This is a genomic window from Noviluteimonas gilva (genome assembly GCF_009740395.1).
In the GTDB taxonomy this organism is placed as follows: Bacteria; Pseudomonadota; Gammaproteobacteria; order Xanthomonadales; family Xanthomonadaceae; genus Noviluteimonas; species Noviluteimonas gilva.
The window spans coordinates 510367-523815 of the sequence record NZ_WOXT01000001.1 but is presented as its reverse complement, the minus strand read 5'-3'; the positions used below and the strand labels follow the sequence as shown (position 1 = coordinate 523815).

Annotated in this window: 11 protein-coding genes and 1 riboswitch; of the genes, 5 read left to right on the top strand and 6 right to left on the bottom strand. The window is 66.5% G+C overall.

Annotation, left to right across the window (positions count from 1 at the left end; translation table 11 throughout):
- Positions 1 to 119 precede the first annotated feature (119 nt).
- Together GN331_RS02420 and GN331_RS02415 are read left to right on the top strand one after the other, a co-directional pair.
- Positions 120 to 1145 (top strand): GGDEF domain-containing protein, encoded by a 1026-nt coding sequence (locus GN331_RS02420; RefSeq protein ID WP_331713335.1) that lies wholly within the window; start codon positions 120 to 122, stop codon positions 1143 to 1145.
- Between the two features lie 23 nt (positions 1146 to 1168).
- The gene (locus tag GN331_RS02415; RefSeq protein WP_156639985.1) at positions 1169 to 3862 is read left to right on the top strand and encodes a putative peptide modification system cyclase; all 2694 of its coding nucleotides are present in this window, start codon (positions 1169 to 1171) and stop codon (positions 3860 to 3862) included.
- Between the two features lie 31 nt (positions 3863 to 3893).
- On the opposite strand, the gene GN331_RS02410 is transcribed toward GN331_RS02415, so the two are convergent.
- Complete coding sequence (locus GN331_RS02410; protein WP_156639983.1) at positions 3894 to 4226, bottom strand: NHLP-related RiPP peptide; 333 nt, start codon at positions 4224 to 4226, stop codon at positions 3894 to 3896.
- 154 nt (positions 4227 to 4380) lie between these two features.
- Here GN331_RS02410 and GN331_RS02405 point away from each other — a divergent pair, with 154 nt between their 5' ends.
- Positions 4381 to 5565, top strand: coding sequence for a putative peptide maturation dehydrogenase (locus GN331_RS02405; RefSeq protein WP_156639981.1), 1185 nt, complete (start codon positions 4381 to 4383; stop codon positions 5563 to 5565).
- On the opposite strand, the gene GN331_RS02400 is transcribed toward GN331_RS02405, so the two are convergent.
- Positions 5548 to 7287: a potassium/proton antiporter gene (locus GN331_RS02400; RefSeq protein WP_197426973.1), complete on the bottom strand. Its 1740-nt coding sequence runs from the start codon at positions 7285 to 7287 to the stop codon at positions 5548 to 5550. The two genes, GN331_RS02405 and GN331_RS02400, sit on opposite strands and share 18 nt — an antisense overlap.
- Before the next feature lie 90 nt (positions 7288 to 7377).
- Positions 7378 to 7589: riboswitch (cobalamin riboswitch) on the top strand.
- 184 nt (positions 7590 to 7773) lie between these two features.
- Between GN331_RS02400 and GN331_RS02395 the strand changes: the two genes are divergently transcribed.
- The gene (locus GN331_RS02395) at positions 7774 to 10161 is read left to right on the top strand and encodes a ribonucleoside-diphosphate reductase subunit alpha (RefSeq protein ID WP_156639977.1); all 2388 of its coding nucleotides are present in this window, start codon (positions 7774 to 7776) and stop codon (positions 10159 to 10161) included.
- Positions 10158 to 11174: a ribonucleotide-diphosphate reductase subunit beta gene (locus GN331_RS02390; protein ID WP_156639976.1), complete on the top strand. Its 1017-nt coding sequence runs from the start codon at positions 10158 to 10160 to the stop codon at positions 11172 to 11174. Before GN331_RS02395 ends, GN331_RS02390 begins: the two co-directional genes overlap by 4 nt.
- On the opposite strand, the gene GN331_RS02385 is transcribed toward GN331_RS02390, so the two are convergent.
- Genes GN331_RS02385 through GN331_RS02370 form a run of 4 tightly spaced genes read right to left on the bottom strand, consistent with a single transcriptional unit; the run spans position 11171 to position 13371 of the window.
- Positions 11171 to 11464, bottom strand: a complete 294-nt coding sequence (locus tag GN331_RS02385) for a hypothetical protein (RefSeq protein WP_156639974.1) — start codon at positions 11462 to 11464, stop codon at positions 11171 to 11173. The two genes, GN331_RS02390 and GN331_RS02385, sit on opposite strands and share 4 nt — an antisense overlap.
- Positions 11457 to 11933 carry an RNA polymerase sigma factor gene (locus GN331_RS02380; protein ID WP_156639972.1) on the bottom strand — a complete coding sequence of 159 codons (477 nt, stop codon included), beginning with the start codon at positions 11931 to 11933 and terminating at the stop codon, positions 11457 to 11459. Before GN331_RS02380 ends, GN331_RS02385 begins: the two co-directional genes overlap by 8 nt.
- Positions 11934 to 12392, bottom strand: coding sequence for a hypothetical protein (locus GN331_RS02375; RefSeq protein WP_156639970.1), 459 nt, complete (start codon positions 12390 to 12392; stop codon positions 11934 to 11936).
- On the bottom strand, positions 12379 to 13371 hold the full coding sequence (locus tag GN331_RS02370) for a DUF4350 domain-containing protein (protein WP_156639968.1): 993 nt from the start codon (positions 13369 to 13371) through the stop codon (positions 12379 to 12381). Before GN331_RS02370 ends, GN331_RS02375 begins: the two co-directional genes overlap by 14 nt.
- Positions 13372 to 13449: the final 78 nt, after the last annotated feature.

The following is a 13449-nucleotide window of genomic DNA, read 5'->3' as shown; positions in this document are numbered from 1 at the left end:
GACCGTGGCGGGGTGAACAGGGTTGGCGGCGGCCGGACAGGTCGCCCCAATCCGTAGCTCCAGAGATGAACTCATTCAGGTGGTATCCTCGGCCGCCGGTCACGTCGGGGGATCGAAGTGTGAATCGCGACCGTGCGCCTCGTCGGCGCCGAGCTGACATCGAAGTTCTCGAACCCGCCGCGTCCCTGACTGCGGAGGAGTACGCGCTGTTCGCGCAAATCGGGCAGCAGCGTCGCGTCGAGCCTGGCGAGCGATTGTTTCGCCGTGGTGACCTCGGCACGACGATGTACGTCATCTCGCAAGGTTCGGTGGATCTCGACTTCGGCGACGACCTCGTCGCCAAGCGCCTCGGCGCGCGCGAGTTCTTCGGCGAGCTCGGCCTGCTGATCGGCGACCACGCACGCAGTGCGGACGCCACCGTGTCGAGCCCGGGCGTGCTGGTCGAATTGCGCCAGCAGGAATTCGAAACGCTGGTCGAACGCGACCCGCGCCTGCTCGCCCACTTCCTGCGCCGCGCCATCATGCGCGTGGTGCTGAACGAACAAAGCCTCATCGGCCGCCTGCGCCGCCGCAACCTCGACCTGCAGACCGCACTCGACACGCTGCGCGCGACCACGCACCGCCTCACGCAGACCGAAGAACTCACCCGAACGGATGAACTCACCGGCCTTGCGAACCGCCGCGGCTTCCACCTGCATCTGCAACAGCGCCGTCGCACCGATGAACAGCCCGGCCGCGGCCTGCTGCTGATCGACTGCGACCGCTTCAAGAACATCAACGACGATCACGGGCACCTCGTCGGCGATCGCGTGCTGCAGGGCGTCGCCAACATCCTGCGCTCGGCCGCCGGCCCGGACGACATCGCCTGCCGCCTGGGCGGCGACGAGTTCTGCCTGATGATCAAGGGCGAGCATCGCGACGACGTCATGCGCGTCGCCGAGTTCATCACGACCACCGCACATGCCCTGCACGAGATGCAGCCTTCGCCGCCGCAGATCGCCACGCTCAGCGTCGGCGCCTGCCTGGTCACTCCCGACACCGAATGGGACGACTGGTACGCCCTCGCCGATGCCGCGCTCTATCGCGCCAAGCGACTTGGTGGCAACCGTGTGGAATGGCAGGACGACGCGCTCGCGCCGGCCTAGGCGCGTGATGCAAAGGATCGTGCATGAATGACTTCGCGCAAGCCGGCTTCGATCCGGCGAGCAGCCCGCAGGTCCGCACCCTGCTTTTGACCGACCTGTGCGACTCCACGTTGCTGGTCGAACGCCTCGGCGACAAACCGGCCGCGGAGTTGTTCCGCGCACACGATCGACTCGTCCTCGATTTGCAGCAACGCTGGCGCGGTCGCCTGATCGATCGCAGCGACGGCTTGTTGTTGTTGTTCGAACGCCCGGTCGATGGTCTCGGTTTCGCACTCGATTACACCCGCGGACTGCGCGAACTCGGCGATCGCCCCGAGGTGCGTGATCGCAAACTCCTGCTGCAAGCGCGCGCGGGTTTGCATGTCGGCGAAGTGCTGACGTGGCAGAACAGCGAAGCCGCGGTGCAAGCGGGTGCGAAACCGCTGGAAGTCGAAGGCCTCGCAAAACCGCTCGCGGGACGCCTGATGACGCTCGCGCGCCCGGGTCAAATCCTGTTGTCTGCGACTGCAGAACCGCTCGCACGTCGTGCTGCGCGCGAACTCGGCGATCGTAGCGAACACCTCATCTGGAAATCGCACGGCCGCTGGCGATTCAAAGGCGTGCCCGATGGCCAGGAAGTCTTCGAAGTCGGCGAACCGGGATTCGCACCGCTGCGCGCGCCGAAACAGAACGGCGGCAAGGCGTGGCGCGACATTCCCGTGTGGCGTCGCCCGACGGCGGTCGCCGCGGAACTCTTCCTCGTCGCGGGCCTCGCCACGGGCGCGTGGTTCCTGGCGCGCCCGACGCCCGCAATTGCGTTCAACGAACGCGATTGGGTGGTCGTCGGTGATCTGCGCAATCTCACCGGTCAACCGGTGCTCGATGAATCGCTCGAACAGGCCTTCCGCATCAGCCTGGAGCAATCGCGTTACGTCAACGTGCTGAGCGACCTCAAGGTCAGGGACACGCTCGCGCTGATGAAACGTGGCCCCGCGACTACGCTCGACCGCGAGACCGCCAGTGAAATCGCGATCCGCGACGGCGCACGCGCGGTGATCCTGCCGACCGTCGCCGAAGTCGGCGGCCGCGTGCGCGTGAGCGCCGAGGTGATCGATCCGCATACGCAGACGACGGTGTATGCCGAGTCGTTCGATGGGGTGGGGGCGGGGTCGACGCTCACGTCGATCGACAAGGTCACCAGCGAATTGCGCGAGAAGCTCGGCGAAGCGGTGGCCTCGATCGAACAGACATCGGCGCCGCTTCCGGAAGTGAGCACGCCGAACCTCGATGCACTCAAGGCGTATGCGCTGGGCAATCGCAATCGTGCGAAAGGCAATGATCGCGATGCGCTGGCGTTCTATGAGAAGTCCGTCGAGCTGGACCCGAAGTTCGCGCTGGGCTGGCTTGCCATCGGCCAGATGCACGGGAAGTTCGGCGACCTGCCGGCGACGCGCAGTGCGATGGAGCGCGCGAACACACTCCGCGATCACCTGAGTGCGCGCGAGAAGTACCTGCTGGACGCAAACCTCGCGTTGTTCGGTCCGGTCGCGCCGCTCCTGCAACGCTGGCGCCAGATGATCGAAACCTATCCCGACGCGCACCTGGCGCAGTTCGGGCTGGCGCAGAACGGGATGTTTTACGCGAACGAGTACGCCGTCAGCATCCCGCACGCGAAGGCCGCGGCCGTCCCGCAGTACGAGCGCCGCGCGCATGCAATGTTCCTCCTGGGCATGTTGCAGCTGGGCCTGGAGCACTATTCCGACGCGGACCGCGCCTTCCGGGACGCAGAAGGCAGCAACCCCGCCTTCCGCACGCGCATGTTCGACCAGATCTATCCCTTCGCCGCGCAGCGGCAATGGAAACGCGTCGACGAAATGATGACGCAGCGCAAGGGCAGCGGCGTTGCGACCGACGATATCGCGCGGCCCTACAACCGGATGCTGTTCGCGATCGATCGCGGCGACTGGAAGGCCGCGGGCGAGGCTGCGCGGGAGGCCAGCACGCTGGCCGGCAAGGCCGAGCCGCTCGTTGCAGGGCGTGCCGCGTCGCTGCGAAGCGATGCGCTCGATGCGCTCGCAGGAAAAGCGTCGAAGGACGCCATGGAGAAGCGTTTGCTGGCGCGCCTGGCCGACGTGCGCGAAAACGCAGCGGCGTTGCAGGCCGCGTACCCGAAGTACGACCAACTGCTCTCACTGCAAGTCGGCTATCTGGCCGCGCGAATCGACTCGGCGTCCGTGCTCGACCGCGCGCTGGCGCAGATCGACGGCAGCGGCATCGCCGGATATCCGCCGCTGACGGATATGCGGGAAGCATTGCTGGCCGAGCGCGATCGCCTCGCCAACAAGCCCGCACTCGCCGTCGCGCGACTCAAGCCGTTGGCCGCGCGCGCCGAAACCTCGTTCCCCGTACACGCCGCCTTGTTGCGTGCCGCGCGCGCGGCAGACGACACGACGACCGCCCGCGCCGAAGCACGCTGGATCGCCTCCCATCGCGGTCGCGCGTACGTCGAAATGGGGCTGGACTACCTGCCCTCGATGCTCAACCTGGCCGACAGCAACGTGGCACTGCTCGAGATGGCCGAGCTGTCGAACGCGGACGGCAACTCCGCGGATGCGGCCCAGTCGCTGCAACAGTTCGAGCGCGCCTGGCCGCGTGCGACCCTGCCGCCGTCGCTGGCGCAACGCACCGAAGCGCTTTCGCGCGATCTCCAGAAAGCAAAAGGGGCGGGATCGCACTGATCCCGCCCCTTCGATCCAACGAATCGGATTTTCAGTCGGCGTAGAGCGCGCGCGGTGCGTCGAAATTGACGATCGCGGCCAGCGTGCGCTCGAGCTGCGGACGCGCGGCGGCGATGTCTTCCTTCGACGCCAGCGTGGCACCGGACTTCATCAGGCAGCTGCCGCCCGAGATCTTCGACGCCTCGACGGGCGCGAGGCTGCTCGCGGCCGAAGCCGGGGCCTTCCAGCCTGCTTCGACGAGCGCGGCATGCGCGTCGTTCTGGAACAGGTCGCGGAAATCATCGTCGGTCGACAGTCGGTCGAGCAGCGTCTTGACCACCTTGTGGTCGAGCGGCTCGGTCGGACCACCCTTCTTCATCGCCATCTTGAAACCCCTTGTGTGAGTGAAACCCCCGGTGCGCGACGCTACCGTTGTTCGACGCCGGTCACAAGCGCGTGGCGCCGGGCGACACGCAAATCCGCGCTTGCGGGCCCCGCGCGCCAACTCTAAGGTCGTCGCTCCGAGCGGGGGCACGAGAATGAAGGCAAGGCGTTGTGCGGTGTTGTGGCTGGAGCCGCGGGAAGTCGCCCATTTCGAACTGGACGATCTACTGGGCGGCGGCACCGGCGTGGTGAACCAGGTGCATTGGTTCGCGCACGCGCCGCATCTGTCGGAACCCGTGGCGATCGACGCGCAACAGGCGATGGTCGCCGGCGCGCTGGGCGCGACGGCATGGGTGGACTTCGATGCGCTCGAACAGGCGCATGGCGCGGCGTGCATCGCCGCGTTGGTGGCGCTTGGCCTCATCGTCTGCGACGACGCGCAACACGCGTCCAATCACCACGCCGACACGCGGTTTCGCGACGTGCAGTGGTATGGCCTGTCGTCGGTGAGCCATGCGGCCTCGCGATGGGCAGGCATCGACGCGGCGGCGGAAGTGCAGGAGGCCGGCCTCTATTCGCCGCTGGGTTTGCGCAATGCCTATGGCGTGCCGCCGCCGACGTTCCTGGATCGCGGCGCGTCGGAAGATCGCATCGTGCTCGAACGCGCCGCGTACACGGGCTTCGACGACCTCCTCGACTTGCGCAGTACCTGCCGCAACTTCGACACCACGCGCGCATTGCCTCGCGCGCAGTTCGCGAACGTACTCGAGCGCGTGTTCGGCGCGCGCGGGCAAGTACAGGCCGCCGACGACTTCGAAGTCATCAAGCGCACGAGCCCGTCCGGTGGCGCGATGCACCCGACCGAGGCGTATCTGATCGTGCAGAACGTCGAAGGCCTCGCACCGGGCCTGTATCACTACCGCCCCGGCGACCACGCGCTGCAACCGCTGCCGCCCGTCGACGATCTGGCGAAGCTCGCGTTCTATGCGGTTGGCGGGCAGCAGTGGTTCGCCGATGCGCACGTCCTCGTGGCGTTGGCGCCGCGGTTCGAACGCAACTTCTGGAAGTACCGCAACCACCCGAAGGCCTACCGGGTGACGATCCTCGACATCGGACATTTGTCGCAGACGCTGTTCCTCAGCGCGATCGAACTTGGCCTCGGCGCTTACATCACGGCCGCGATCAACGAAGTCGACCTCGAACAGGCCTTCGGCCTCACCCATTTCGTCGAAGGCCCGTTGGCGGTGTGTGGCTTTGGGATTCGATCCGATGAGATGGTGACGTCGGAATTCGATCCGAACCGCAAAGCCTGGCCGCGCAAGTCACCGCCCGCCGAGTAGCCGCTCCCCCACCCCCGCAAACTTCAACCCCACCTGCGCCACGCGCTCGTCCTTCAACGACCGCACGACCAAAACCGCTTTCCCGAGCGCGAGCCGATCGCCGACCTGCGGCTGCTCATCGAATCGCTCATCGAACAACTGCGCCGCGGTCGCGTGGTTGAAGCGCGCCGGAATCTGCAGGCCATAGAACGACGCGATCTCGCCGAGCGGCGCATCGCCGGGCAAGGTGAAGCTGCCGAACAGATCCTGCTCGGCCACGCGCGCCATGCTGCCTTCGGCGAACAGCCAATCCAGGCGCGGTGCCTGGCCGGTCGGCGCGAGCACGTACGCGTAATCGTTCGCGAGCCACGCGCCGGCTTCGTCGGGCAGCAGCACGCGGCCTTCGCGCACGATCATCGCCAGGCGCACGCGGCCAGGCAGGGCGGCGCCGCGCAACACCGCGCTGCCCGCGGCGATGCGGTAGCCGACCATGTCGTATTCGAGCTGGCCGGGGAGGTCGAGTTGGATGCGACGCGTGTTCGGGTCCGCGCGTGGCACTGCGACTTCGAACAGGTGCGCGGCGCGCCCGAGCGACCAACCTTGCACGACCAGCGAGACGAACACGACGACGAACGCGACGTTGAAATAGACCGTCGCATTCGGCAGGCCCGCGAGCAGCGGGATCGACGCGAGGAAGATGCCGACCGCGCCGCGCAAGCCCGTCCACGAGATGAAGGCGATCTCCTGTCGGCGATAACCGAACGGCGCGAGGCACGCGATCACTGCCGCGGGTCGCGCGACGAACATCAGGAACGCCGCGACACCGAGCGCGGGCCACAACAACTTGAGCAGGTTGTGCGGCGTGACGAGCAAGCCGAGCAGCAGGAACATCACCAACTGCGCGAACCACGTCGCCGCATCCTGCACGGAGAGCACTTCGCTGCGCGCGCGCATGGGGCGGTTCGCGACGACGATGCCCGCCAGATACACCGCGAGGTAACCGCTGCCGCCGACGAGGTTGGTCACCGAGAACAACGCGACCGCGCCGGAGAGCGCGAGCCAGGGATGCAGCCCCGGTGGAAGTTCGAAGGTGTTGAGCGTCCACACCATCAAACGCCCGCCGAGATAACCCGCAACGAGACCCGCGCCGATCGCCCAGCCCAGTTGCAGCGCGAGCATCCACGGATCGTGCGTGCCTGTGCCGGCGATCCAGGTCGTCATCGCGAGCGTGAGGAAGATCGCCATCGGATCGTTGCTGCCCGACTCGACTTCGAGCGTCGCATTGACGCGGCGTTCCAGATGCAGGCCGCCTGCGCGCAACAGGAAGAACACCGCGGCCGCGTCGGTCGACGACACGACGACGCCGAGCAGCGAGGCTTCCAGCCATGGCAGGTCCAGCAGATACACCGCCGCCACCGCGGTGAGCGCGGCGGTGATGACGACGCCGGCCGTCGCGAGCACGACCGACGGCAGGACGGCGCCGCGCACCTGCGCCGCGCGCGTGCGCAAGCCACCGTCGAACAGGATCACCGCAAGCGCGAGCGCGCCGACGAAATACGTGAAGCCCAGGTCCGAATACCGAATGCCGCCCGGGCCGTCTTCGCCCAGCACGACGCCGAGCAACAGGAACACGAGGAGCAAGGGAGCGCCAAAGCGACGCGCGAGCAGCGACGAGGCGATGCCCAGCAGGATGAGAAGCGCGCCGAAGAGCAGGCGCAGGTCGATGGCGTGCAGGTGCTCCAAGCGGACTCCTTGTCGGCTGTGGTCGAGTGTAACGGCGACCGTCGCTTGCCGTCGCACCCCAAGATCGTCGATTGACAACTTTGCCAACCGCGATATCTTGTGGTCGTCGGTTCCGCGGGCGCAGGTTCGCGGATGAAAAGGGAAGCCGGTCCGAATCCGGCGCTGCCCCGCAGCGGTAGGTGGAAACGAAGTCGCGCACGCACTGGGGCGGTGGTCCCGGGAAGCGGCGACGAGTAGGTGGTTCGGGCATCGCCCGATCCGTGTCCACGAGCCCGAAGACCTGCCGACAACCGCGCGATGCACGCCGCGCGGTGCCGGCCGCGGAATCTCCGGGGGGAGATGGCTGGTGACGCCGCATCGGCCGCCGCTTTTCATCGCGTGCGCGTCGCGATCGCTGCGACACCGCTTTCCCATCGTGTGGTTCCAACGACCGACTGTCGATCGCCGAGGGAGCGACGACACCGGTGCGCCATCACGGAGCCACCCATGTCACACGACACGCTCGCCGAACCGGTCGTCGCGCCCGCATTCGACCTCACGCCACCGCCCACCGCCACCACCATGTGCGTCACCAAGCGCAATGGGGCGTCCGAAGCCGTCGACCTCAACAAGATCGTCCGTGCGGTGACGCGCGCGGCCGAAGGCCTGCATGCGGTCGAACCGATGCGCGTGGCGACGCGCACGATCTCCGGCCTTTACGACGGCGCGACCACGCGCGAACTCGACGAACTCTCGATCCGCACCGCCGCGTTGCTCACCGCCGAAGAACCCGAATACGGGCGTTTGGCCGCGCGTTTGCTCTCCGCGGTGATCGCGAAGGAAGTCGCGGGCCAGGAAATCCACGCCTTCTCGCAATCCATCGCGCGCGGGCACGAAGTGGGCTTGATCAACGATCGCCTGCTGGAATTCGTGCAGGCCAATGCGCGCAAGCTCAACGACGCCATCGACCCGATGCTCGACCAGGGCTTCGACTATTTCGGCCTGCGCACGCTGTACGACCGTTACCTGTTGCGCCACCCGCGCACGCGCAAGGCCATCGAAACGCCGCAGCAATTCTTCCTGCGCATCGCCTGCGCGCTTGGCGAAGACGTGCCCGGCGCGCTCGCGTTGTATCGCGCGATGGCGCATCTCGACTATCTGCCGTCATCGCCCACGCTGTTCAACAGCGGCACCAACCACGAACAGTTGTCCTCGTGCTTCCTGCTCGACTCGCCGCAGGATTCGCTGGAATCGATCTACCAGCGCTACGGCGACATCGCGCAGCTCTCGAAATTCAGCGGCGGCATCGGCGTGAGCTTCACGCGCGTGCGTTCGCGCGGCTCGCTGATCAAGTCGACCAACGGGCATTCCAACGGCATCGTGCCGTGGTTGAAGACGCTCGATGCGTCCGTCGCCGCCGTGAACCAGGGCGGCAAGCGCAAAGGCGCGGCCTGCGTGTATCTCGAGCCGTGGCACGCCGACGTCGAGGAATTCCTCGAACTGCGCGACAACACCGGCGAGGAAGCGCGCCGCACGCACAACCTCAACATCGCGAACTGGGTGCCCGACCTGTTCATGCGTCGCGTGGAAGCGGACGCGCCGTGGTCGCTGTTCGATCCGCGCGTGGTGCCGGAATTCGTGGATCTGTATGGCGATGCGTTCGAACGCGCCTACGAGCAAGCCGAAGCACAGGGCAAGGCGACGCGCACGATCCGCGCCCGCGAGTTGTACGCGCGGATGATGCGTTCGCTCGCGCAGACCGGCAACGGCTGGATGACCTTCAAGGACAAGTGCAATCGCGCGAGCAACCAGACGCTGCGCCCGCAGAACGTCATCCATTTGTCGAATCTGTGCACGGAGATTTTGGAAGTCACGTCCGCCGAGGAAACGGCGGTGTGCAACCTGGGGTCGATCAATTTGGCGCGGCATGTCGACGCCGAGATCGGATTCGACTTCGACAAGCTTGCCGAAACCGTGCGCCTGGCCGTGCGCCAGCTCGATCGCGTGATCGACCTCAACTTCTATCCGATCGAAACCGCGCGTCGCGGCAATCTGCGTTGGCGTCCGGTGGGCCTGGGGTGCATGGGCCTGCAGGATGTGTTCTTCGCGCTGCGCCTGCCGTTCGATAGCGAAGCTGCGCGCGCTCTGTCGACGAAGATCGCCGAGACGATCTACTTCCACGCGCTCGATACCTCCTGCGAACTGGCGGTGGAGCGGGGCATGCATCCGTCGTTCTCCGATACGCGCGCATCGATCGGCGAGTTGCAGTTCGATGCGTGGAATGTTGCGCCGGAAGACACCGGCCGATGGGACGCGTTGCGCGAACGCATCCAGACGCACGGCCTGCGCAATTCGTTGCTCGTCGCCATCGCACCGACGGCGACCATCGCCTCCATCGCCGGCTGCTACGAATGCGTCGAGCCGCAGATCAGCAACCTGTTCAAGCGCGAAACGCTGTCGGGCGACTTTCTGCAGGTGAATCGCTATCTGGCCGAAGAGTTGAAGAAGCTCGGCCTGTGGACGCCGGAAATGCGCGATGCGATCAAGCTTGCGGAAGGCTCGATCCAAGGCGTCGCCGCGATTCCGGAAACCTTGCGCGACATCTACCGCACCGCGTGGGAACTGCCGATGCGCGCGCTGATCGACATGGCGGCCGCGCGCGGGGCATACATCGATCAATCCGCGTCGCTGAATCTGTTCATGGAAAGCCCGGCGATCGGCGCGCTGTCGTCGATGTACATGCACGCATGGAAGCAGGGCATCAAGACGACGTACTACCTGCGCTCGCGTCCGGCGACCAAGATCCAGAAGACAACGGTCGGTCCCGCGCCGACGCCGGCTGAGGCCATCGCCTGCTCGCTCGAAAATCCCGAATCCTGCGAGGCCTGCCAATGAGCGCCGCCCGTTCCCTGCTGCTCGACCCGGGCTTCGAGCTCACCCTGCGCCCGATGCGCTATCCGCACTTCTACGAGATGTACCGCAACGCGGTGCGCAACACGTGGACGGTGGAGGAGGTCGACTTCTCGCTCGACCTCAACGATTTGCGGCACAAGTTCGGGCCGGCGGAGCGGCATCTGGTCGAACGTCTGGTGGCGTTTTTCGCCACTGGCGATTCGATCGTCTCCAACAATCTCGTGCTCAATCTCTATCAGCACATCAACGCGCCCGAAGCGCGCATGTTCCTCTCGCGCCAGTTGTACGAGGAAGCGCTGCACGTGCAGTTCTACCTCACGCTGCTCGACACCTACCTGCCCGATCCCGCCGAGCGCGCGCGCGCATTCGCGGCGGTCGACAACATTCCGTCGATCCAGCGCAAGGCGGCGTTCTGCTTCAAGTGGATGGCGTCGATCAGCGACCTGCAGCGCCTGGAAACGCGCGCGCAGCGGCGGCAGTTCCTGTTGAACCTTGCGTGCTTCGCCGGTTGCATCGAAGGCTTGTTCTTCTTCGGCGCGTTCGCTTACGTGTATTACCTGCGTTCGCGCGGTCTGCTGCATGGATTGGCCGCGGGCACGAACTGGGTGTTCCGCGATGAAAGCGGGCACATGGCGTTCGCGTTCGATGTCTTCCGCACGGCGCGCGAGGAAGAGCCGGATTTGGTGGACGATGAGTTCCGTGCGCAGGTCGTCGCGATGATGGAAGAAGCGGTGGAGTGCGAGGTCGCGTTCGCCGAAGACACCTTGTCGGGCGGCGTCGCAGGCCTGTCGATCCGCGACATGCGCGAATACCTGCAGTACTGCGCCGACCAGCGACTTGCGCAGCTCGGCATGCCACCGCGCTATCGCTCGCGCAACCCGTTCCCCTTCATGGATCTGCAGGACGTGCAGGAAGTGACGAACTTCTTCGAGCGGCGCGTGTCGGCCTATCAGGTCGGCGTGCAGGGTGAAGTGGCGTTCGACCACGCGTTCTAACGTTCGGGGACACCCGGTTCGTCGCGCCAACAGACGAGCGCGCCCAGCAGCAGGGGCGCGACGAGCCCCGGGAGCGCACGCGGATCGTGCAATGCGATCGGAATGGCGGCGGCGACGACCACGAGCGTCGCGATGCGCCATGTCCAGCGCAATCGGCGGGCCATGCGATGCGCGGCGCGTGCGCGCGTCGCCTGGACGACGCGCCACGCCGGAGGTGGCGTCGGCGCAGTCGCGCGAAGCCCGCGCGCGTCCGCTTCGAACAACGCCGCGATGTCTTTGTCGTCATGCATCACCGCCACCCTCTTGCAACCCCTGGAACCTGGCCCGCGCACGCGACAGCAACACGCGGATGCTGTCGGACGCCAGTTGCGTGATCGATGCGATCTCGTCGTGCGTGAAGCCTTCGGCGTACGCCAGCCATAGCAACTGGCGTTCGCGCATCGTCAGCCGCGTCCACACGTGTTGCGGGATGGCATCGTCGCTCGAAGCCGGCGCAGCGACGTCTGTTTCCACATCCCACGCCACCTCGCGCTTGTTGCGACGCGCATGATCGATGAACAGGTGCAGCGCGATGCGATACAGGTAGGCGCGCGCGTTGCCATCGAATCCCGAGGCGTCGCGCTCCAGCCAGCGCACGAAGGTGTCCTGCGCGAGGTCCGACGCCAACGCATGCGGCGCGCCCAGGCGCACGAGGTACGCCCAGATCGCCGCATGGTGCGTCGCGTAGAAGGACGCGAAGCCCTCGTCGCCCTGCATCATTCATTCGCCCAGCACGCGCCATCGACGCGCGACATACGCACTCACACCGCTCGCGATCATCAGCCCGACGCCGAGTCCGATCGTCAGCCAACCCCACCAGCGCGCGTTGTCGGCTTCGCGCACGAAGTTGATGTCGGTGCCCGGCGGCGGCGCGACGCCGTTGACGAGGAACGCCGCACCGATCGCGCACGCGATGATGCCGAACTGCAGCAGGCCGAGGATGCGGTGCGCCATCGCCGCGGGTGCGTACTCGTTCTCCATCAGCGCGCGCCCTTCGGGCGAGCGTGCGAAATCGACGAACGCATCCGCATCCCCAAAACGTTCGGCCAGGCGCAGCGTCATTGCATCCCGCGCCATGCGGCGCCGCACCTGCAATCTGCGCCGCAGGATCTGCACGGTGGCGATGGCCACGATGCCGACGACCAGTATCGCGAACATCACCAGCTCATCGCCCGACATGGTGGTCTCCTGGTTCAATTGGTGTCTGCTGACTCAACCAACGCAGCACGTTGCGCGCAAATGCCACGTTGTCGCAATCCGGCGACTGCATGCCGAACGGCTTGCGCTCGGCGACCTGCGCGGTGAGCATCGCCGCTTCGCCGAGGACGACGACACGCCCTTGCCCATACGCGAACGCCAGGCCCTGCGCGGCGCCGGCCGGGGTTTCGCGAAACGTGCCGTGATCGTCCACGGTTTCCACGGTACCGCGCGGCAGGCGCAACAGGATCGATGCGCCGGGTGGCCCGTCGAGCGATTGGCCGGTGAAGCTCTGCACGCAGGTGACCGGCGCGCCGCCGTCGCGGCCCGACACGATGGGATGCGCAGGATCCAGTCGTCCGTTGTCGCGCGTGAAGCGCAGCGGATCCGACACCTCGCCCGGCACTTCGGCGAACCCGGCATGCATGCGCACGCCGAACGCCGCCGCCAGCGCCGCGTTCGCCGCGCCGAAGGGCGCATGGTCGGCGATCAGCAACAGTCGTCCGCCGCTTGCGACCCACGTTTTCAGCGCATCGATTTCCTGCGACGAGAACGCAGGCGCGCTTCGATCCAGCCCGCCGCCCCAAGGCAGATTGATCCCGAGGAACTGCGGCTTCGCACCACCTGAGGCATTGGCGATCACGAGCACCTGCGTGCTCGCCAACATCGCGGGCGTGAACACCGAATCGGAATACCGAACGCGATAGCCATCGGCGCGCAGCAACTGTCCGAATGGCCAGTACCGCCCCCACCAGTTTGCCGTCGACGCATTGTGGTGGCCGTGGTCGATCGCGACCGTCGGCCCGGTGCCCTTCGCGAAGGCCGGCCGGGCAGGCAGTGGCCGCCACCCGTAATCCGCGCGCTGCGCGTTCCATGCGGCGTAACCGAAGGTCCCGACGAGCAGCACCGGCACCGCAGCCAGCGTCGCCAGCACCCACCGCCATCGTTTGCGTTGCCCCATCGTCCACTCCATTGCGCCCTTTACCTCCCTGACGGGCGACGGGGCGCCGGCGTTAACAGCCGCGTGTAAACGCTGGCG

What these genes read in the sequence shown, in the direction of transcription:
- GN331_RS02415 (WP_156639985.1), top strand. Translation starts at nt 1,169, where the DNA reads ATGAATGACTTCGCGCAAGCCGGCTTCGATCCGGCGAGCAGCCCGCAG.
- GN331_RS02410 (WP_156639983.1), bottom strand. Translation starts at nt 4,226, where the DNA reads ATGGCGATGAAGAAGGGTGGTCCGACCGAGCCGCTCGACCACAAGGTG.
- GN331_RS02405 (WP_156639981.1), top strand. Translation starts at nt 4,381, where the DNA reads ATGAAGGCAAGGCGTTGTGCGGTGTTGTGGCTGGAGCCGCGGGAAGTC.
- GN331_RS02395 (WP_156639977.1), top strand. Translation starts at nt 7,774, where the DNA reads ATGTCACACGACACGCTCGCCGAACCGGTCGTCGCGCCCGCATTCGAC.
- GN331_RS02390 (WP_156639976.1), top strand. Translation starts at nt 10,158, where the DNA reads ATGAGCGCCGCCCGTTCCCTGCTGCTCGACCCGGGCTTCGAGCTCACC.
- GN331_RS02385 (WP_156639974.1), bottom strand. Translation starts at nt 11,464, where the DNA reads ATGCATGACGACAAAGACATCGCGGCGTTGTTCGAAGCGGACGCGCGC.
- GN331_RS02380 (WP_156639972.1), bottom strand. Translation starts at nt 11,933, where the DNA reads ATGATGCAGGGCGACGAGGGCTTCGCGTCCTTCTACGCGACGCACCAT.
- GN331_RS02375 (WP_156639970.1), bottom strand. Translation starts at nt 12,392, where the DNA reads ATGTCGGGCGATGAGCTGGTGATGTTCGCGATACTGGTCGTCGGCATC.
- GN331_RS02370 (WP_156639968.1), bottom strand. Translation starts at nt 13,371, where the DNA reads ATGGGGCAACGCAAACGATGGCGGTGGGTGCTGGCGACGCTGGCTGCG.